The 19,694-nt window shown below is 53.0% G+C and carries 16 protein-coding genes; 1 reads left to right on the top strand and 15 read right to left on the bottom strand.

Annotated elements, in window-relative coordinates; all coding sequences use genetic code 11:
* Positions 1–8 precede the first annotated feature (8 nt).
* The 14 genes from JNE38_RS06310 to JNE38_RS06245 form a co-directional block, all read right to left on the bottom strand.
* The gene (locus JNE38_RS06310; protein WP_203355756.1) at positions 9–899 is read right to left on the bottom strand and encodes an MBL fold metallo-hydrolase; all 891 of its coding nucleotides are present in this window, start codon (positions 897–899) and stop codon (positions 9–11) included.
* Between the two features lie 254 nt (positions 900–1,153).
* The gene (locus JNE38_RS06305) at positions 1,154–2,104 is read right to left on the bottom strand and encodes an MBL fold metallo-hydrolase (protein ID WP_203355755.1); all 951 of its coding nucleotides are present in this window, start codon (positions 2,102–2,104) and stop codon (positions 1,154–1,156) included.
* Positions 2,105–2,108: 4 nt separating this feature from the next.
* A complete protein-coding gene (locus JNE38_RS06300) occupies positions 2,109–3,083 on the bottom strand; it encodes an electron transfer flavoprotein subunit alpha/FixB family protein (protein WP_203355754.1) in 975 nt (324 codons plus the stop codon).
* A 16-nt stretch (positions 3,084–3,099) separates the two neighbouring features.
* Positions 3,100–3,867, bottom strand: coding sequence for an electron transfer flavoprotein subunit beta/FixA family protein (locus tag JNE38_RS06295; protein WP_203355753.1), 768 nt, complete (start codon positions 3,865–3,867; stop codon positions 3,100–3,102).
* Between the two features lie 152 nt (positions 3,868–4,019).
* Positions 4,020–5,699, bottom strand: coding sequence for a sigma-54 interaction domain-containing protein (locus JNE38_RS06290; protein WP_203355752.1), 1,680 nt, complete (start codon positions 5,697–5,699; stop codon positions 4,020–4,022).
* 275 nt (positions 5,700–5,974) lie between these two features.
* Positions 5,975–8,041: a (Fe-S)-binding protein gene (locus JNE38_RS06285; RefSeq protein ID WP_203355751.1), complete on the bottom strand. Its 2,067-nt coding sequence runs from the start codon at positions 8,039–8,041 to the stop codon at positions 5,975–5,977.
* A 156-nt stretch (positions 8,042–8,197) separates the two neighbouring features.
* On the bottom strand, positions 8,198–9,142 hold the full coding sequence (locus tag JNE38_RS06280; protein WP_203355750.1) for a DUF1177 domain-containing protein: 945 nt from the start codon (positions 9,140–9,142) through the stop codon (positions 8,198–8,200).
* A 33-nt stretch (positions 9,143–9,175) separates the two neighbouring features.
* Positions 9,176–10,237 (bottom strand): S-methyl thiohydantoin desulfurase family protein, encoded by a 1,062-nt coding sequence (locus JNE38_RS06275; RefSeq protein WP_203355749.1) that lies wholly within the window; start codon positions 10,235–10,237, stop codon positions 9,176–9,178.
* Between the two features lie 29 nt (positions 10,238–10,266).
* On the bottom strand, positions 10,267–11,868 hold the full coding sequence (locus JNE38_RS06270; protein ID WP_203355748.1) for an OPT/YSL family transporter: 1,602 nt from the start codon (positions 11,866–11,868) through the stop codon (positions 10,267–10,269).
* Between the two features lie 302 nt (positions 11,869–12,170).
* A complete protein-coding gene (locus tag JNE38_RS06265; protein ID WP_203355747.1) occupies positions 12,171–13,715 on the bottom strand; it encodes a PucR family transcriptional regulator in 1,545 nt (514 codons plus the stop codon).
* Positions 13,716–13,790: 75 nt separating this feature from the next.
* Positions 13,791–15,527, bottom strand: coding sequence for a M28 family metallopeptidase (locus JNE38_RS06260; protein ID WP_203355746.1), 1,737 nt, complete (start codon positions 15,525–15,527; stop codon positions 13,791–13,793).
* A gap of 24 nt (positions 15,528–15,551) precedes the next feature.
* Complete coding sequence (locus JNE38_RS06255) at positions 15,552–16,988, bottom strand: YfcC family protein (protein ID WP_238933573.1); 1,437 nt, start codon at positions 16,986–16,988, stop codon at positions 15,552–15,554.
* Positions 16,989–16,990: 2 nt separating this feature from the next.
* Complete coding sequence (locus tag JNE38_RS06250; protein ID WP_203355745.1) at positions 16,991–18,187, bottom strand: M20 family metallopeptidase; 1,197 nt, start codon at positions 18,185–18,187, stop codon at positions 16,991–16,993.
* 117 nt (positions 18,188–18,304) lie between these two features.
* Positions 18,305–18,538, bottom strand: a complete 234-nt coding sequence (locus JNE38_RS06245) for a hypothetical protein (RefSeq protein ID WP_203355744.1) — start codon at positions 18,536–18,538, stop codon at positions 18,305–18,307.
* 45 nt (positions 18,539–18,583) lie between these two features.
* Between JNE38_RS06245 and JNE38_RS06240 the strand changes: the two genes are divergently transcribed.
* Positions 18,584–18,733: a hypothetical protein gene (locus JNE38_RS06240; protein ID WP_203357825.1), complete on the top strand. Its 150-nt coding sequence runs from the start codon at positions 18,584–18,586 to the stop codon at positions 18,731–18,733.
* A 63-nt stretch (positions 18,734–18,796) separates the two neighbouring features.
* Here the strand turns inward: JNE38_RS06240 and JNE38_RS06235 are convergent, their stop codons facing one another.
* Complete coding sequence (locus JNE38_RS06235) at positions 18,797–19,693, bottom strand: LysR family transcriptional regulator (RefSeq protein ID WP_203355743.1); 897 nt, start codon at positions 19,691–19,693, stop codon at positions 18,797–18,799.
* Position 19,694: the final 1 nt, after the last annotated feature.

Raw genomic sequence — 19,694 nt, 5'->3', positions numbered from 1 at the left:
CTCCTTTTCTAAATCGCCCGATAGTGGGCTACCTTGCCTACCATCTGAACAGCGGCTCTTGCCTGCTCTTCCAAGAGGTCCAAATGCCCCTGAATTTCCGATAGCCCTAAAAAGATCGATCTCCCTTGTAAAAAAGGAAAAAGTGCGTGGCTTAACTCATAAACCGAATGCGGATTCTCTCTCAAATGCTCGTAGATCCGCTCACAGCGCTCCTTGTGCTCCGCAAAACGCTTATCAATCACCCTGCGATGCCCGTGATAGACGGAGCCATGACCCGGATAGATCGTACGAAACGCCAAATCGTAGGTCTTCCGTAACGATTCCCGCAGCTGGATGAGCGGCTTTTCTCTCTCTTTTTGATCCTGATCAGGAGGAACGATGAAAGCGTTTGCGGAAATGTGTTCCAACAGGTAGTCACCGACGAACGCATCCCCCGTCCGTTCATTCCACAAACAAATATCGCTTTGGCTATGTCCCGGCACGTACAATACGTTCAGCTCTTCTCCACCAGCCGCTATCGTATCTCCGTCCCTCACATACCGGACATTTCGCCATTCTTTGGGGCGATAAGGCTGCCTTCGTTGAAAAATATCTGCGGCTCCACACCGCGCAATGAACGAGTCAAAAAATGATTCCGTCTGCTCGTGAACCGTTCTTCCGAGGGTAAGCTGTCTTTGTGCCTGCTCGTGGACGTAAATCGGAATATCTACGTGCCTCTGGATGTCCTCCACGCCCCCACAGTGGTCTTCATGCATATGGGTCACGATGATTTGCCGCAGGTCGGAAAGCGTAAGCCCGTTCTTGGCTAAACCTGCTTGCAGTTGATCCAGCGACGCTTGCCCAGGTATCCCGCTATCGATCAAGGTAACCGGATCGCCGACAAGCACGTAAACGTTCACGTCTCCTTCCATGTAGGTGGTTTCGATTTCAATTTGAATCGCGCCAAAGATTAGTCGTCCCTCCCCTCTCCATCTATCTGAATCTTCACACTCTTTACTTTTGCAACAACCGTGCCAGTGAAGAGCAAGATGGAATTCCTCCTGCTTTTCCACCCTGTCAGCCTGTGCGATACCCTGCCAATTCAAATTTGATTTGCCCGCATCTGCCAAATGAGTTCAAGCAAGCCACAACCGAGTAACTTATTTTTGACTTATTAATTCATTTTTGTTTCACTCTTCGCGCCTGCTTTTCCCACAAAGGCGGGCCGCGTAAACTGGTCCACGAAGTCCGGATTCAGCTTGTGAGCCATCGCAAATTCCAGAAAGTAATCCCCCAGCGGCTCTCCGCTTCGGATCATTCGCTTCAAGTGCTTGGCAATTCCCATCTGTTCATTTCGTACGATAAAAGCTGCTTGCCCATGGTCCTTGCGAAAATAGATGACGTCCTGCAGGATCAGCTCGGCTGGCGAGCAGCCTCTTTTGATCGCTTGCTTAATACGTTCCTCGCGACGATCGATAATCTCCAGGTACTGCTCCAGCTTGCTTGGATATTCCTCCTGCGATACCATGCCCTTCTGATGCGAGGTGAGGAAGTATTTGGCGTCTACCTCCAAGGTCATGCGTGCAGAGGCAATAAATTGGTCGATGTCGCTGTCAGGACCAAAATACCACGGTCCAAAGCTGGTCAGATCAATATCGCCGATCATCAGAATGCCATGCTCGGGTATGTAGGGGCAGCAAAAACCCTCACTGTGTCCGGGCGCATGAAGCATGATTACCGTCGTTCCTGACATATGGATTTCCTGCTCGTAGGGATAGATCAGCTGGGCTGTTCCCGCTCCTTTCCGGGAGTCCGTGCCGGTTGCTTGGCTCTGTCTCATTTCCGCAAACTGCAAGAGCCGGGCGTAATCGTACGGGTTTATCAGGATTTGCGTCTGATCAAACAGAGGCGCCCCACTTGTATGGTCGGGATGAAAGTGCGTCAAAAAAATCTGCCGGATCTTCTGCTGCTGCAAATAAGCGAAAACGGAAGGGCCGCCACCGCAATCGATCAAGGTGCTCTCCTCTGTGCTCCTGTCGCGAATCAAGAGGGAGGTGGAGAATGGCGCACGGCTCTGGCTCTCTCCGATGACGATTTCCACTGGGCCGATTTTTTCGTAATTCATGACGTTACCCCTGTGTCATCAGCACATTTTGAAATTCTGAGGTCAGCAGCGGCACCACTTCAAAGAGATCGCCGACAATCCCGTAGTCAGCCACCTGAAAGATCGGAGCCTCGGGATCTTTATTGATCGCTACGATGCATTTGGAATTCGACATTCCAGCCAAATGCTGAATGGCTCCGGAGATGCCGCACGCAATGTACAGGTCAGGCGTCACGACTTTTCCCGTCTGCCCGATCTGCATCGCATAGTGGCAGTATCCGGCATCGCAGGCACCGCGGGATGCACCGACTGCGCCTCCGAGCACGTCTGCCAGCTCCTTTAGCACCGCAAAACCTTCTGCGCTTTTGACACCGCGGCCGCCGGAGATGATGATCTTCGCTTCGCTCAAATCGACGCCACCCGCCGTTTTGCGTACAATCTCTTTGACAATCGTTCGAATGTCCTTGATTTCCGGCTGGAAGGGTACGATCTGCGTCTGCACCGGGTTCTCCACCGGCTGAAAGTTGTTGGCACGCAAGGTTGCAAAGATGCCCCCTTCTTGGAATCCACGCTTTTGAAATGCTTTGCCCGCGTAGATAGGACGATCAAAGGAAACGCTCCCTTCACTGTCTTCGATCGCGGTGCAATCGGTGAGCAGGCCCAGTCCCAAACGAGCCGCCACCCGAGGTGCCACCTCTTTGCTGATCGCGGTATGCCCCATCAGGATGACATCCGGAGATATGTCTTGAACCAGCTGAAGCAGTGTCTGCACATAAGCATCCGGAGTATAGACAGCGAGGGCTTCATCCTCCGCCACGTACAGCTTGCTGGGACCGTACTTGCTGATCGCCTCCGCATGAGCTGACCCGCCATTTCCGATAAGAGCGGCGACTACTTCCCCGCCTGCTGCCAGCTTGTGCGCCACCGTCAACGCCTCAAATGAGACGTTTCTCAGCTTTCCGTCCTTTGCTTCCGCAAGCACCATGACTTTCTTTCCCATAGGTACTCCTCCTTTGTTAAATGACTTTTGCTTCTTTACGCAGCAACTGAACCAGCTCGCTCACCTGCTGCCCGAAATCGCCAGCGAGAATTCGACCCGCCTTTTTTTGCGGTGGATAAAATTGGTCGATCACCGTTGTCCGTGCAGCCAGCTCCTCTTTGTTCAGTCCCAAATCATCGACGGTCAGGTATTCCAATGGCTTTTTCTTTGCTTTCATAATGCCGGGCAGAGAGGGGTAACGCGGTTCATTCAGTCCTTGCTGCGCCGTCACCAGCAGGGGAAGGGCGACCTCAGCAATCTCGACATCTCCTTCCACGTCGCGTTCGACAGTAGCGGTATCTCCTTCGATCACGAGCTTGGTCACAGCAGAGGCATGCGCGATGCCGAGTGATTCCGCTACGCGCAGCGCGACTTGGCCTGCCCCTGAATCTACCGCCATGTTGCCTCCGAGCACCAGGTCAAACGGGCGTGTCTGAATCGCTGCCGCGAGCAGCTGGGCAATCGTCGATTCGTCACATTCGAGGTCCTCCGGATCAATCCGTACTCCCCTGTCAGCTCCCATCGCCAGAGCTGTGCGGATCGCATCCTCCGCTCGCTTGGGACCGACCGTGATCACGGTGACTTCACCGCCAGCCTCTTCTTTGAGTTTTACAGCCTCTTCCACCGCATACTCGTCGTACGGGTTGATGATAAACTGCACGCCATCTTCGCTGATCTTCCCATTCTGCAGCACCACTTTTTCTTCTGTATCAAACGTTTGCTTGAGCAGCACCAAGATGTTCATGTGTGTCCCTCCCTTTTTCCTGCCTTTTTGAATAGGTGGTTATGCTGGTTAATCGAAGCACAAAGCGTGCCAAATGGGAGAGGGAACTCCCCCGTGGGAAGGAACAAAAAAAGACAGCCCCTGTCCCCGGGAGGCTGCCTGAAAGATTCTGTTTACAGTTTGTATTTTTTCAGCTTACGGACGATCGTCGCCTGGCTCGTTCCAAGCTCCTCTGCCATCTTGTAGGTGCTCTGGAATTTCTGCACGGCGAGAGCGAGGATTTCCCGCTCAGCGATCTCAGCAGCTTCTTTTAACGTCATCACTCGGTTGAGTTCATTCGTTATGGAATGGCTTTCTGTGCATTCGCAATCGGAGTAGTCTACAGGTAGATCCTCGATCATGATGATGCTGGAAGGGACGGTGAGAACCAGCCGCTCAACCAGATTCGTCAGCTCGCGGACGTTTCCCGACCATTTATAATGGTAAAAAAAGCGTTCCAGCTTATCATCGAATCGTTTCTCCATGCTGTATTTTTGATTCATTTTTTCGAGCACAGAATTGGCGAGCGGCACGATATCTTCCTTTCGCTCTCGCAATGGCGGGATGGAAATAGGCAGCACGTTTAGCCGGAAATATAGGTCTTCCCGAAACTTGCCCTCTGCCACCATCTGCTTCAAATCGCGATTCGTCGCTGCAATCAAGCGCACGTCGACTTTTTTGGACTTTGTCGCTCCGATGCGCTGAATTTCCCTTTCCTGCAGCACGCGCAGCAGCTTCACCTGAAGAGCGAGGGGCAGTTCGCCGACTTCATCCAAGAAAAGCATCCCATTATCCGCTAGCTCGAACATGCCGGGCTTGCCCGTTTTATTGGCCCCCGTAAAAGCACCCGCCTCGTAGCCAAACAACTCCGATTCCAGCAAATCGTAAGGGATGGCGCCGCAATTTACCTTGATGAACTCTCCCTTTTGGCTCCGCTTGGAGGAAGCGTAGAGATGCCGCGCCAGCACATCCTTCCCGACACCCGTTTCGCCTAAAATCAGAACGGTAGCGTCTACATCCGCTACCCGCTCTGCCATATCGTAAATATCAATCATCTGCTTGCTTTCGATGACGACATCCGAATCAATCAGCTTCAGCTTTCCTTTCAGCATATCCAGCTCGCGGCGATACTGGCTGTTCAGTTCAAAGGCACGCTGCAGCTCGTTGTAATAATGATTGACCTCTGTCAGGTCTCTTACGTTGGTGATGATCTTGTCAATGTCTCCGTTTTCCTTAAAGATCGGAATTCCCGTGGCGAACGCCTTCCTCTCCGACAACTGATACACGTAGTCGACTCGCTTTCTCTCCTCCAGCACTTTTAAGGTAATAGAGCGCTTCAGCGTCCCTTCCTTGACCAGATCGGCAACATTGTGCCCAACAAAGCAGTGCTTGGGATAGCCGGTCATCTTCTCGATCGTGCCGTTGACCTTCAATGTCACACCTTTCTCATCGGTGATGTAAATCCCATCATTGGAGCTTTCCATCACGGCTTCCAGCTGCGTTTCCAGATTGGCGACCTCTTGGCGCAGCTGCTGGACCTGTGTGTTATCCGCCACGATGTACAGGGTAAATGGCTGTTCCTCTACTTGGATGGAGTGGTGCAGCAAAACGTAGGGATGGTTATGTAGGGTAACGGAAACGAGAAACGTATCTTCTGGCTTCCACTGATCAAACACGGTTTTCACATCCGCACCAACCGTATCTCCACCGGCAAGTCTGGCAAAAAGGAAATTGTAATGCTCGATACAGTCCTCCGCATTCGTAATAACCAAAGGAAAGGGCAGATACTCCAACCATTTTTGACAATGCTGCACTTTGGTTCCCTCCTGAGTTTCATGATCGAAAGCGTTTTCAAATCGACGGCTGACGAAAAGTCCACCAAGAAAAAAACACACGAATGAGCAATCCCGTGCGAGCTTCCCTTGCTATTCAATTCCACTTATATTGCCATTATTTAAATAGTACAACATTTCTGAATACTTGTCTTGATCATTTTTGAATTTTTGATTCAACTTTGAATTAAGATGGAGTCGGTGGGGCAACAAATGAAAACCCCCACGGACGAGCCAACCCATCCGTGAGGGGCTTGTTAACCTGCGATCAGCGATCTTTCTACGATTTCCGCGATGTCCAGTGCTTTTACTTGTTCCTCAGCTTCCTTTGCTTTGATTCCGTCGCCTAGCATCGTCAGGCAGTAAGGGCAATTGCTGCCGATTGTCGTGGGGACAAGCTGGAGTGCCTGTTCGGTTCGCTCTACGTTGACGCGTTTTCCCTGCGTTTCCTCCATCCACATCATGCCGCCGCCAGCGCCGCAGCACATGGCGTCCTGCCGATTTCGCTTCATTTCCAGGATGGTTACGCCAGGCACGGACCCAAGGATTTGCCGCGGGATGTCGTAAATGTCGTTGTAGCGGCCGATGTAGCAGGAGTCGTGATAGGCGACCGCCTCTTTCACCTCATTGGTCGGGACGATGCGCCCTTCCTGTATCAGCTTCCAGATCAGCTCCGTATGGTGGTACACTTCCGCTTCCAGACCGAACTCGCTGTACTCGTTTTTAAACGTATTGTAGGTGTGCGGGCAGATCGTCACGATTTTCTTGACGTCGTAGGCCTGGAACGCAGCGATGTTCTCCTGACAGAGCTGCTGGAACAAAAATTCGTTCCCCATGCGTCTCGCCGTGTCTCCCGAGTTACGCTCCTCATTGCCCAGGATGGCAAATTTGACTCCAGCCACATTCATGATTTTGGCGAAGGCTTGCGCGATCTTCTGACTTCGATTGTCAAAGGAGCCCATGGAACCCACGAAGAAGAGATATTCGAACTCCTCAGTCTCCTTTACAGTCGGTATGTACAGATCCTCCCGTCCTTCCCGCCATTTGATTCTTTCTTTTCTATTAATCCCCCAAGGATTGCTTTGCCGTTCAATGTTTTGGAAATAGCGAGTGGCCTCGTGCGGCATGTTCCCTTCTGTCAGTACCAGAAAGCGGCGCATATCAACGATCTTCTCCACATGCTCGTTCGCTACCGGGCACTGATCCTCGCAGTTGCGGCACGTGGTGCACGCCCACAGCTCCTCCTCCGTGATCACATCGCCGATCAGCTGTCTCGATGCATGCTCTGCTGTGACCGCCACTTCATCCATGCCCGTGCCTGCCATGGCAGCTGCTGCATTCGGCTGAAAAGCAAACCGTGGCATCCATGCGGTGCGCGAGGTGATCGCCGCTCCCTTTTCGGTGAGGTGGTCTCGCATTTTGACGATCAAATCCATCGGCGATAGCGTCTTGCCTGTCCCTGATGCCGGACACATATTGGTGCAACGCCCGCATTCCACGCAGGCGTACAAATCAATCAGCTGATTCTGGCGGAAGTCCTCGATCTTCCCCGCCCCATACTGCTCCAGCGTCTCATCCTCAAAATCAATGGTGGTTAATTGACCGATCGGCTTGGTATCGCGCAGCAGGACATTGGCCGGAGCAAACAGCAGGTGGGCATGCTTCGACTGCGGTACATATACCAGAAACGAGAGCAGTGTCAGCAAATGGACCCACCAGAAGAGGTAAAACAATCCGCCTGCAGCTCCTTCGCTCAACCCGGCAAACAAGTACGCGATCACAGACGAGAACGGAGCAAACCAGCTCGCCTCATCCCCCACCCAGCGCTGCTCGGCGGCAAGGCTAAGCAAAATCGAGGACATCAGCACGGTCAGAAAAATGATGACCAGCCCCGACTTCAGCCCTCTTTTCAGCCGCTTCAGCTTCTCCACATATCGGCGATAAAAGGCGTAGATGACGGCCAATAGAACGAGAACCGTGGTAATCTCCTGCAGCAGGCTGAAATACTTGTGTGCGCCGCCAATCGGATAAGCAAAGCCTTTGACGAAGCCTTTGATGATCAATTCGAGAGCACCCAGCTGCAAAATGATAAATCCGTAAAACATGATGACATGCATGATTCCGCTTTTCTTGTCTTTTAACAGCTTCTTTTGCCCAAACACGTTCACGAGGACTTCTTGTATCCGCTGTCGTGTATCCTCTTTCAGATTCGATTTACGGCCTAGCCTGATAAAGACGACACGACTGTAAACCACATGAGCAAACATGTACAAGGCAAGTCCCGTTACCACGATAAAAGCGAGTGCATGGAGCAGATCCAACATCGGCATTCATCCTTTCCTTGGTCGCTAGGGTTCTTCCATCCTGCGGAAAGAGAATTGCAACACTCGTGCCAATGCTGCTGAAAAAAAGAAAAGCCACCAGGCCTTTATAAGCCTGGTGGTCCACAAGAGCTGCGTGGATGAAATCGATCTGCCTTGTTATTCGCCTGCTGCGTTCCCCATCGTTTGAAGCATTTTCATCGAGCCGTAACGGCTGAGAATATGGGCGTATTCCGCTTTGTCATAAAAAGTAGCGAGGCCATTCGTGAACTCCTTCGCGACTTCTACCGCGAATTTGACAGCTAGCGCGATATCGGACTCATGGCTGGCACCCGTGCCGCAGCCTGGAACCGCTGTCTGTGCCGTAATGGCGACCCCGACTACCGGTGCATCAGTAGCGACAGCCGGCTGCAGGATACTGTTGATGTGGAACAAATCATTTCCGTATGGCGTGATGTCCTGCATCGTGATTGGGAAAGTGACCGGGAGCTGACCCGTCGTCATCTCCATGATGCGGAGCAAATCCTCGCTGATGCGCAGGATGTAGCCTTCCTTGACCGTCGGTGAGATCGCGATGCCTTTGTGGTTGACGATCCGGTTTCCTTTCGTCGTATCGATCGACAGGATCGCTTCCATCTCCGGAATGACCTCATACCTGTTCATGGTCAGAATGTCGACAGGCGAGCCCATGAAGTCTACCGGCTCATGCGGCTGTGTCGGCGCATTCGGGCAAATGTGCGTACTGATGATGACATCGCCTGTGAGGATGTCCCCTTTTGTTTGCATATCGGCCAGCTTCAAAGCCGATGCAATCGCAGCGATCGCGCCATCCGCATCCGATACCATCCCGATTCGGCTCGGCCTTGCCCCGATTCCGCCCAATCGTCCGATAATCCCGAAGGTTGGCGCGCTGCCACCCGAGGTTTTCCCGTTTTTGCCCGGGATGACGATCTTCACGAAATCCGTGCTGCCTTCTTCTCCTGTCACGGTTTGGACGCTAACCGTTACCGCTTGATAAGGGGCAAACAATTCTTTGATCGTCTCCCCACTGACATATGCGCTATCCAGCGCTTCAAAGACGGTGATTGTTTGTTTCCAAGACATACACCTTACCTCCTGTTGTAGCTCTCCTTGTTCTTACGCAAAGATATAGGAAAGAATCTGTTTGTTGACGGCACCTTCCACTGAAGCCATCAGCTCGCGGTTGCGCATCGTCGCACCCAAAATCAGATTCTCTTTTGGTACGTGGATAATAGCGAGCTTCTGGCCTTTCTCCACTGCTGCGGAGACAATCGGCTTGGCTGTCTCGGCATCCAGCGTCATGATCAGATCCGGGAATGTACCCAGACGCTCTCCGTTCACTTCCAGCGTCATGTACTCGTTCCAGAACGTCATTTCATGCCCGTTGATTACGACGCGTCCCACATCAAAGCCGCCAGCGGTATTCAAATCGAATTCATCTACCACACCTGCCGTAATGACGCGTCCGCCGAGCTTCTGGCAGACAGCATCGATTGCGGCTTCGCCTTTTGCGCCGAGCAGAGCTTCCCCTACTTCAATCGCTTGCTGGATCGCCCCAGGCGCTCCATTTGCCCGCGCGTATGCTGCTGTCACGGGATTGCGGGCAACGACAACCAGCCCGCCTGCTTCTACGGAAATCTTGCGTACCAGACCCGCTGCCTGCTGCAAGCGGCCACTCACACATACCTCGTGATAGCGCTCATCCTTACCACCCACAGCTGCTTGATGAGAAATGAAGCCGTCCAGCTCATGCAGATTCATCGCACCCATGAGGCCAGTCGGATGAGCGCGTCCATTGCACGGGGAGTCAATCACGGGAAGACCCGTCACCGCTGCTTGGAACCAGCCGTTCACCGTAGTACCTGCGCCATTTTCATTGGTGATGATCCCTTTGATCGGCTGGCCGATTGTCTTTTCCAGCAGCTGCAGGGCGCGGACGTAATGCATCGGTTTCGTGTATTGATCTGTGGCAGCAGGTGCCCCCACCAGCGCAACCGTCGCCAGCAGATCTTCATCGATCATTTCATCTGCCGTGAACAGCTGTGGTGCTCCTACTTCCAATGCGAGGCGTCCTGATTCCAGTCCATCCTCCAGCCAGCCGCCTCCGCCTCCGCCCAATACGCATCCGCCGTATACAGCTGCTTCCATCATGGAAGTCGTCAAGGTCACTTTCGCCATTTTGTTTCTCCTCCATCTCCTGATGCTTTTTATTTCTTGGCAAATTTCACAACAGAACTAAAGAAGCTATACAGGGCATCCCCTGCGATAAAACCAGCCGCGAGAATGCTGAGTGTGCTTTCTGCTTCCTTGCCTTTCAGCTTCAAAACGATCATGCGGATCAGAATACCGCCCAGTACCGCCCAGCCTGCATTCGGATTGAGGATCAAAAGGCCGGTTGCAAACATAACCCCCACCTGACGGCTGGATCCACCGATCAACTGCAGGATCGCGCCAGGAATCGCCCACATCAAGAGCTGCTTCGCTACCTCTGGAGAAGTGCCTGCTTCAATCGTGCTGGCATACACTTTATCTACCGGCGGGATGAGCCCTTGGGAGAAAAAGCTGTTGTACGAGAACGCGACGGTAATCAATGCGACTCCAAATGCGATCAGACCAGCGATGTACTGCTGTTTGCGGCCTTCCAGCTCGGCTTGCGGATCGGCACCGTTACCACGCAGAATGTAGCCCGTTTTCAGGTCGTAGCCCATATCTGCAAATGCAGGACCTGTGGCAGCGCTAAAGCCTACCAAAAGCGCCAGCGCCACTGGCGGGAACCCGATCATCATCCCGATGATCAGCGTGATCAAAGCAATCGCAAACGCAGGGAACCAACCCGAGTGCATCGCGGCGATCCCTACAATCAATTCGTGAACATACGCTGCAAAAGCAGCAAAGATCAAGAACCCGATCAGCATGCCAAACGACATGTCCGTCATCAGACCACCCAGCAAGGCGACGATCAAAGCCACGACCAGATAAGCGATAAACCCGATTCCGAGTGTCCGGGACGTTTGCTTGTCACCTACTGTATAGGACACTTCTTCTACGCCAGCAGCTGTTGTAACCGGTTTCTTTTTCCGGAAAATAATAAACGCCACTTGGAACAAGGCGACGATACCAGCACCAATCATGAAGCCGTGCGGAATGTACATCGTGTTTACATCTACATGGAAAAGCGGTACGGAATACTGTCGGAGCAAAAGGCCGATACCAAACATCGCGAGCGCCCAGATGTTTCCGATAAACGCTACCCCGAATGCCGACATCGAAATTCCGAAATAGGAACCAAGCAAACCGATGACAGTACCTGCTCCCAAAAGCGCACCACGTTTTCCGCCTTTGTCACCGGCGATGATCGCTTCGGCTGTTGCTACACCAGGAGCCCATGTGCCAGATGCCGGGAACACTTTGGAATCAAAGAGCTTGTACAGAAGTGCCGTGTCTACAAACATCGCAAGCCCAGCCCCGATCAGCATCGGCATGATTAGCTCCGGTTTGCCCATCGCAAACGGTATCCCGATCGGAATGAGGAGGCTGTTCGCCGCCCCGAATGTCGCGGACGAGATAGACGTTTGCACGAGGTTCTGCCTGTGAATCGACCGGTATTTCGAGAATATCTCCATCGGAATCCGAGCGATCAGCATGGCGGCCAGCGCACCGATGATCGAAGTGCTGGGCGTTACCCCCAGCGATGTGATCAGCTGCATTCCAATAATCGCACCAAATACGGACAAGCCAACGTTCAACAGCAGTGAGAACGGCTCAAAAACAGAGGGATGTTTTTCTCTGGATGACTTATCTTTGGCCATGTTCCTACCCCCTTTTACGATTTCTGTATGATTGCACAATCCCGATTGTCGTTATTTCTAATACTGTTTCTTCCTTCTGCGGACGGGATACACTCGCGCAAAAGGTCTTCGTAAGCCTTGCTGCCTGCAGGGAACCGATGTTCCATACGCCGCTGTCCCTCTCCCCTTTCAACGTTTCATTGCACATCTATTCTGTTTTTTTTTACTTTAGCAAAAACAAGCCGCTTCCCCCTATGGAAAGCGACCCAAAAGTTGACCCCCATTTTTGGGCGCCATCACAAATATCCGATTGTACAAAGCTTTTACAGCACTGCCTTGGAATGAATATCCTTCGTCTTCCATACGCGCATGGCGACATCCAGCCGGAAACGAACCTCTGGATCATTCAAGTCGTTTTGGATGATCTCGCTCACCCGGTCCAATCGATACAGGACGGAATTGCGGTGGATAAACAGCTCTTCCGCTACCCGCTTGGTGTTTCCTCCCGTCCGCAGAAACGCACTGAGCGTCGCGAGCAGTTCTGTTCCATATTCTTTATCATAGACAACAATCGGCTCAATCAACATCGAGGTAAGGGCATTCAGCACGGGATGCCCCGCAGCGTCCAATAGCAGGTCCTCTACCAGCACTTCGTGGAAATGGACGATTTTTTGCTTGGGCTGGGTGTGGAGACAGATCGCCATCGCTTTATGCGCTTCCTGTCTGCTCAATGGAACATCAGACAGCTGCTCACGAATGCCACCGATCGCAGCAAACAGCTGTGGATGCGCGGGCAGCTCCTCACAAGCCCCCGCCAATTCGCTCATCACCTGCTCGGCTTCAGACCGCTGCTTTTCCGCCGAATCGTGTACGGTAGAGCAGAGCACGATCAACGAATCGTTGATGATCACTCCCTTGCGCGTGTACACGCCGGGCTTGTTCACCTTTTGCACCAGCTGGTTGTACAGATCTCTGCCCTGCTTTTCATTGGCCGAACGTATCTGGAGCACCATGACATAGAAAAAACGCCCGAGTGGAATTCCCAGCTGCTGGGCCCGATACCGCAGCAAATCCTCCTGATGGGACGAACCGGAAAACAGCTCCACCAAAAACGACTCCTGTTCCCGCTCGCGCTGCAGCTGCTGAGACTGGCGAATGGTGAACTCGATGGCCAGGACGGTAATCGCATGGTCGAGGCACATCTCTTCAAAGTGCTCCTGTTCCCCGAGCTGTCTGGAAATAGCCAAATAACCCATCACCTTGCTCCCCACTTGCACGGGACGCTTATCGACAAAGTCTGTCCCTCCAAAGCGCGTGGTGCAGCTCTCCACCTCTTTGTTCTCGTTCAGCACAGCCGCTTCGCAGCCGAGCAAATGCCCAATCAGAACGACCAGCTCTGTCGTCCGCCTGTTCAGCACCAAATTCGTGAACTGCTGATTGACTTCTCGCACCTCTCGCAGCAAAAACGCTTGCCGGTTGAGAATTTGATCAATCACGGTATGCGTCATATCGATAAACGTAATCTCCAAGGGAATATCAAACAGCGGGATGCCGTACTGATTGCTTTTGTCCAGCGCCTCCTGCGGAACTTCCTGGATAAATCGCTTGGTTTTGATACCGACAGCCGCACCCCCGACCCGATGCATTTCATCCAGCAATCGGCACAGCATGGCCGGTTCATGCCGAAAGGAATAGCCTGTCGTCAGAATCAATTCATTGGGTCGCAGAAAACCTGTCAACGTAGGGGTTTCCATGTTGTCCACATAGTAGATTTCCTTGGATACGCCGCTCTTGCCAGCCATGACCTGCACGCCGTTAAACAAAGGCAGCTGCAAGAGGCGTTCTACGGTAAACGGCTTGTTTTCCATGCACTCACCTCATCGCACTCACTATTCTCCTGATGCTATCATAACTGTCGGCAAAAAAGAAAAGAGACCTGAATGTCAGGTCTCTCTGGCAGAATCGATCATTGCAGTGAGCAGGTGAAGCTCTTGCACCAACCGATTCCGCTGCCTTACAAATCGTGTCTGGCGAAACAGGAATGTCGCGGCAGCCGTATTCGACCGGTATGTGTCTTTGACCGAATGCAGCCCAGGGAACGGCTTGAACGGGAAGGTATGGTCGTAGTCGTACGGGCTGGAATAGGAGAACATGAGTCGATTCAAGCCACCGCCCACTCGCTTGCTCACGCGTCTGTACGCATCCGGCCTTGCAGAAGCAAGCAACGCTGCGCTTTCCTGCCACTTTTGCCTGAGCTGCTCGATGGCTTGGTAAATCGGCCCGAAAGAAAATTCTTCTGCGGAATGATCATCGAGCTCTTCTAACAGCAGCATAGCCTTCTGCAGAAAACGGTCGATCTGGATCGGCAAGGACTCACGCTCGGCAATCTCATGGAGCATCGCCACGTGAAGCTTGGTATCGCGGTGAAGCAGATTCACATCGACCTTGTCATACGTGTCCCCTTCGGTATGCCACCACCATCCGCCTGCACACCCCGGGGCGCAAATCGTCGTACCTTCTGCCGGTTCATATTTGATTCCCAGATGGATCGGGATGTCGACGCCCCAGAAGGATTGATCCGCTCCTCTCGGCATGAACGCCCATTTGCGAGGCGGCTCTCCTGTCAGCTCCGTCACAATCTCCTGCAGAAATGCCGGGTCCTCCATGCCCGTCGAGCGCGGCACGATGTTGATCCCGCCTTGTGTCCCTGGAAAATCGACGTTGATGTGGGCCACGCAGTGCTGCTGCAGCTCCTGCCACTGGTGATCGCAGTACCACGCCGATCCCGCGTACCTCGCATTGGAGTGTCCCGGCCACCAGGCAATTTTGATTCCCCTCTTCAGCTTCCCCGCGAGAGGTGCAAATGCTCTCGCGACCTCCAGACACAGCGCATTGCCGACTGCGTTGTCTGTCGCCCCGAGATGCCAAGAATCGTAGTGACCGGACAGCAGCAAAAATTCCTCCGTCTGTCCGGGAATGACCGCAACAGGCAGACTCGCGGTTTTTACACTCGTTTGCAGCTCCGTTTTCACAGAGACGGTGAGCACGTCGACTTTTTCTGCCAGCGCAAGGAGCTTCCTGCCATCGCCGTTCGTCACACCCACTACCGGAATTTTCGGTAAGCTTGGCGCGTTCTCTGGTGTCGGTGTTCCCCAGATGGGCCCGACGGTTTCTTCATGAATGTACTCTTCGGCTGTAGGCCAGATGTGAATGAGCCCCTTTGCCCCCGCCTGCTCCAGCTTTTGCACATAATCCTCGTAGTAGTTCCAGGAGAGGACGATTTTGTCTTTGAAGGAGGAGATCCATACCTCTTCTTCCCGCGAGGATAGCAGTGCCCCCTGACTATGCCTGTCATAGATCACGTCTCCGCAGACACCCTCAGGGAAATGTCCGCAAAAGGATCGGGATTTGGCGCGTACCGTGAACGTCTCGGGAGCTGTGACCTGCACTTCTCCATAGATCGGATCGCTGCAAAACATGTCCAGCCGATGGCGTTCACCCGTAATGCCATAGGTCGACAGCTGGTCCATGATATAGTCGACAGCCATTTCTGCCCCCGGCTCACCCGTTAAGCGATCCCACTTGCTCAAGGCTCGCACATGCTCGTCCAGCCTGCCCGCATCGACGGACTGAATCAGCCGATCCCGCACCTTGCGAGAGGCCGCCTCTGCATTCCCCATGAGTCACCTCGCTCCTTTCTCTTGTCAGCTATAAGCAATCGCATGTCCGATGAGCACGAAGACCGCTCCCGTGATGACCCACATCAGCATGAGCGGCCACATGAATTTGACCCACTGCTGATACGTAATGCCGGATACGGCGAGACTGCCCATCAGTGCGGAAGAAGTCGGCAGGATCATGTTGGTGAAGCCGTCACCCATCTGAAACGCGAGAACGGACGTTTGTCGAGTCACACCCAAAAGGTCGGCAAGCGGAACCATGATCGGCATCGTCGTAGCGGCCAGACCTGTTCCGGAAGTAATGAATACGTTCATGACCGTCTGGAAGAAATACATCCCCAGCACTTGAATGGAGCCGTGCAAATGACCCACCGCATCGGAGAGTCCGAATACGATCGTATCAATGACATTGCCTTGATCCAGCACGATCAGGATAGAACGGGCGATCCCGATGATAAACGCCCCGAAGGTAATGGCGCTGGCGCCCTTTACAAATTCACTGGCGATGCGGCTCGGCCCAAACCTCGCACAAAAGCCCGAGACCACACCCATCGTGAGGAACAGCGCAGACAGCTCTTCCATCCACCAGTCTTTTTTCGATACCCCCCAAATGAGCAGCGCAAAGCTGGCAACGATGGTGAGGACGGTCAAAATATGTTTGAGCTCCAGGCTAGGAAGGCTATTTAAGTCGAGCTTTTTCTCCGTCGACGCATTCTCCAAATTGTGCACGATACTGGCCTGCGGATTCTTTTGCACCCTGCGCGCATAGCGAATGATGTACCAGCTGGTGATGACCAGCAGCGTAATCAGCAAAATGGCACGCAGCCACATGCCTGAAAACATCGGCACCTCTGCAATGACCTGCGCCAGGCCAACGTTGAAGGGATTCATCAGCCCCGCTGTAAAACCGATGGACGCTCCGAGCGAGACCATCGCCGTTCCCGTCAAGGCGTCATAGCCGAGCGAGCGGGCAATCGCAATGCCCAGTGGAACGAACACCATGACCTCGGAGGACATCCCCATCGTAAAGCCACCGACGGAGAACAGCCCCAAAAACACGGGAATGATCATGATCCCCCGCTTGGAGAACGTCTTGGCTACACGGCTCGTCACCGCTTCAATCGTTCCTGTCGCTGTGATGACCTGAAACGCGCCGCCGATAATAAAGATGAAGAAAACGATATCGCTGGAATCAATAAGTCCTTTTACAATGGCTTTTGGCACTTCTACCAGACTGACTGGGTCGCCTTCGACCGCGTGATAGGAATTCGGCACAACGAGCGTTTTTCCGGAGGTCGGATCCTTGGCCCGTTCAAATTCGCCGGACGGCACCAGATAAGTCAGTGCCGCGGCGAGCAGTGTCAGGATGACCAGGAGCACGAAGGTATGAGGCATTTTGAAATATTTTCGCCAAAAGGATGTCGGTTTGCTGCTATCCGTCATGACAGGATGTGCGCTCATGCTCATGCCTCCTCTGATTGCTGATTCTTTTTCCAGTTCTCAAACTCTTCACGCACTTTCTGGAAGGAAGACGGGTCTGCACAAAGATCGTACGCAGTCATGGCCAGCGCCTTGGCTGCGTGGTTCATGCCCCAAAGCCCGTCCTCGGATGCGGTAGCCACCGTAAATTCTGGCGTATGCGTCCCCGCTTCGGTGATTTTGATATACGGATGGATCGTTGCCGTAATCTGTCCGACGTTCCCGATATCGGAGGAGCCGATCCCGCCTTTTTGCGGCGGATCACTTACCTCAATCCCCATTGCCTCCAGATTGTTGGCGAATAAGCCTGCCAGCGCATGGTTGTTGTTGCGTTCAGCATAAACGAGGCCTTCTTTGATCTGAGCGCGAGCCCCTACCGCTTCGGCACTGTGATGGACGGTTTTGTAGACTTTTTCGGTCAGCTCGCGAAGCTCGCGAACATTCGCTGCCCGAAGGATAAACTTGGCTTCGCAGTAATCCGGCACGATGTTCGGCGCATCTCCGCCTTTTGTAATAATGCCATGAATTCGCACATCTTCCTTGCAAAACTGCCGCAGGGAATTGATGGCAACAAAGGTGTTGACCAACGCATCCAGGGCGCTTATTCCTTTTTCTGGTGCCGAAGACGCATGCGCCTGCTTGCCGTAAAAGCTGAAGGTAGCATCCACACAAGCCAATGCGCCGCGGAGAACCATCGTCTTTTTATGCGGATGGCACATCATGGCTGCATCCACTTCATCAAATACGCCGTGATCGCACATGATGATTTTCCCGCCGCCGTCCTCCTCTGCCGGAGTCCCCATCACCACGATGCGTGCCTGCAAATCAGGAATAGCTTGTTTCAGCGCCAGTGCCGCCCCGACGGCAGACGTCCCGATCAGATTGTGCCCGCAGGCATGGCCGATCTCGGGCAGTGCGTCATACTCCGCCAAGAGAGCAATCGTCGGCCCACCTGGTCTTCCTTCCCACGTCGCGCGGAAAGCGGTTTCAAGTCCAGCAATTCCACGTTCCACTTCAAAGCCTGCTGCAATGAGCGGTTCCGTCAGCCATCGCGATGCTTTTTCCTCGTAAAAGCTGAGCTCCGGGTTGGCATGGATGGCGAGGGCAATCTCACGCAGCTGGGCGTCCAACTCATCGACGGCTTGCATAATGCGTTGTTTGTTTTCGGAAGTCAGTCCCATTTTTCTGATTGTGCCTCCTCTTTATGTCTTATGGACATTTCGAAAAATTGAAACAGTTTCGATTGCCCTCATTGTACGACTGCTCTTTTTATAAGTAAAATTGAAAACACTTAACCCTTATCCATAATTTTTTTTATAGGTAGTCGGTGTCCAGCCAAAATAAAAGAGGCCATCATCACTTTGAAAGGATAACGACCTCTTGTGCTTTTGCTGATTTAGTTTTTCCAGTTTCGTCTTCGTTTGGCGTTGTCTCATATCCGCAAAGGCGAAGATGCTTCTGTTCCATTCCGGATTGCGCTTGCCTTCGCGCTCAAGCTTTTCCCGATGCTTGCGTGCATTGCTTTTTGCCATAAGACTCACTCCTTTGTGCTCTATCATAAGCCGAATGACGGCAGGTTGCAACGAAAATGGGGGATCGGCCAGGATATCGTCTTGCTCTCCGATGGCTCCCGCAAGCTCCTCATTTTTAACCAAGGCGGGCGTGTCCTGCTAGGCGGAGGCGGCACCAGCCACTATAGTAAACCTCACATCGCGAAAAATCTTTAGCTTTTCTCTGGCAACTGGAAAATGCCCTATTTCACCTATCGAAAAGGGCATTTTTTCATTCGTTCAACGCAGCTCGTACTGCCGCATGAATTCCACAAAGCGATCCACGACGGCAAATTGCAAGGTGGATTCGCGGTACAGCATCCACGTCCGCCTCTTGATCGGCTGACCATCCTTCAGCGTCAGGTCTACGGTATGCAAGCTTTCATTCGGGCGCACAAATACGCGCGGAATGATCGTATACCCCAATCCGAACTTCGCCATCTCCTTGCATGTCTCGTAGCTGTCCACCTGCATCGTGATCGTGGGAGGCTCCGTATAACGCTCATGCCACCACTGATCAATCGCGTGACCAAGCGAAAACGACATTTGGTCCCCCAGCTTCAAGGCCAGCTTGGGCGCCCGGTAATTAATCCGGGGCAGCGATGGCAATTCGTCCAGATTGAGCTCCTCTGTCGATACGAGGCAAATATTTTCCTCATGGATCAGATGCTTTTTGTCCAGCCACTGAAACTCTCCGCGTATGATTCCCACCTGGATCTCTTCCTGCAGCAGCATATCGAATATTTCCGAGCTAAAGCCTGTGTCGACGTGAACCTGCACCTTCGGATACTGCTCCAAAAACTTTTTGATGATCAAGGGAAGCTCGTACTGTCCAAAATAAATGGAAGCGCCGATGCGCAGCGTCCCCTGCACTTCCCGCTGCATGTTGATGATGTGATCACGCGTATCCCGCAATTCAGCGAGCATTTTTCCCGCATAGATCGCCAAGTACTCTCCCTCGGGCGTAAAGCGAATGCCCTTCCCATGCTTGACGACAAGCGGCACTCCAAATCGTTTTTCCAACTGCTGCAGACGATACGTCAGGGCCGGCTGAGTCATGTACATCCGCTCCGCTGCCCTCGTCAAGCTTTTCTCCTTGCAGAGGGATTGCAGCAGCAGCCAGTCTTTTTCGTCCATG

Origin of the sequence: Brevibacillus choshinensis, from assembly GCF_016811915.1 — a bacterium.
In the GTDB taxonomy this organism is placed as follows: domain Bacteria; phylum Bacillota; class Bacilli; order Brevibacillales; family Brevibacillaceae; genus Brevibacillus; species Brevibacillus choshinensis_A.
The sequence above is the reverse complement of the archived record's forward strand: the minus strand, read 5'-3'. Positions and strand labels throughout refer to the sequence as shown.

Coding starts and splice junctions, on each gene's coding strand:
- JNE38_RS06305 (WP_203355755.1), bottom strand. CDS start 2,104: ATGAATTACGAAAAAATCGGCCCAGTGGAAATCGTCATCGGAGAGAGC.
- JNE38_RS06300 (WP_203355754.1), bottom strand. CDS start 3,083: ATGGGAAAGAAAGTCATGGTGCTTGCGGAAGCAAAGGACGGAAAGCTG.
- JNE38_RS06295 (WP_203355753.1), bottom strand. CDS start 3,867: ATGAACATCTTGGTGCTGCTCAAGCAAACGTTTGATACAGAAGAAAAA.
- JNE38_RS06285 (WP_203355751.1), bottom strand. CDS start 8,041: ATGTTGGATCTGCTCCATGCACTCGCTTTTATCGTGGTAACGGGACTT.
- JNE38_RS06280 (WP_203355750.1), bottom strand. CDS start 9,142: ATGTCTTGGAAACAAACAATCACCGTCTTTGAAGCGCTGGATAGCGCA.
- JNE38_RS06275 (WP_203355749.1), bottom strand. CDS start 10,237: ATGGCGAAAGTGACCTTGACGACTTCCATGATGGAAGCAGCTGTATAC.
- JNE38_RS06270 (WP_203355748.1), bottom strand. CDS start 11,868: ATGGCCAAAGATAAGTCATCCAGAGAAAAACATCCCTCTGTTTTTGAG.
- JNE38_RS06265 (WP_203355747.1), bottom strand. CDS start 13,715: ATGGAAAACAAGCCGTTTACCGTAGAACGCCTCTTGCAGCTGCCTTTG.
- JNE38_RS06260 (WP_203355746.1), bottom strand. CDS start 15,527: ATGGGGAATGCAGAGGCGGCCTCTCGCAAGGTGCGGGATCGGCTGATT.
- JNE38_RS06255 (WP_238933573.1), bottom strand. CDS start 16,988: ATGAGCGCACATCCTGTCATGACGGATAGCAGCAAACCGACATCCTTT.
- JNE38_RS06250 (WP_203355745.1), bottom strand. CDS start 18,187: ATGGGACTGACTTCCGAAAACAAACAACGCATTATGCAAGCCGTCGAT.
- JNE38_RS06245 (WP_203355744.1), bottom strand. CDS start 18,538: ATGGCAAAAAGCAATGCACGCAAGCATCGGGAAAAGCTTGAGCGCGAA.
- JNE38_RS06235 (WP_203355743.1), bottom strand. CDS start 19,693: ATGGACGAAAAAGACTGGCTGCTGCTGCAATCCCTCTGCAAGGAGAAA.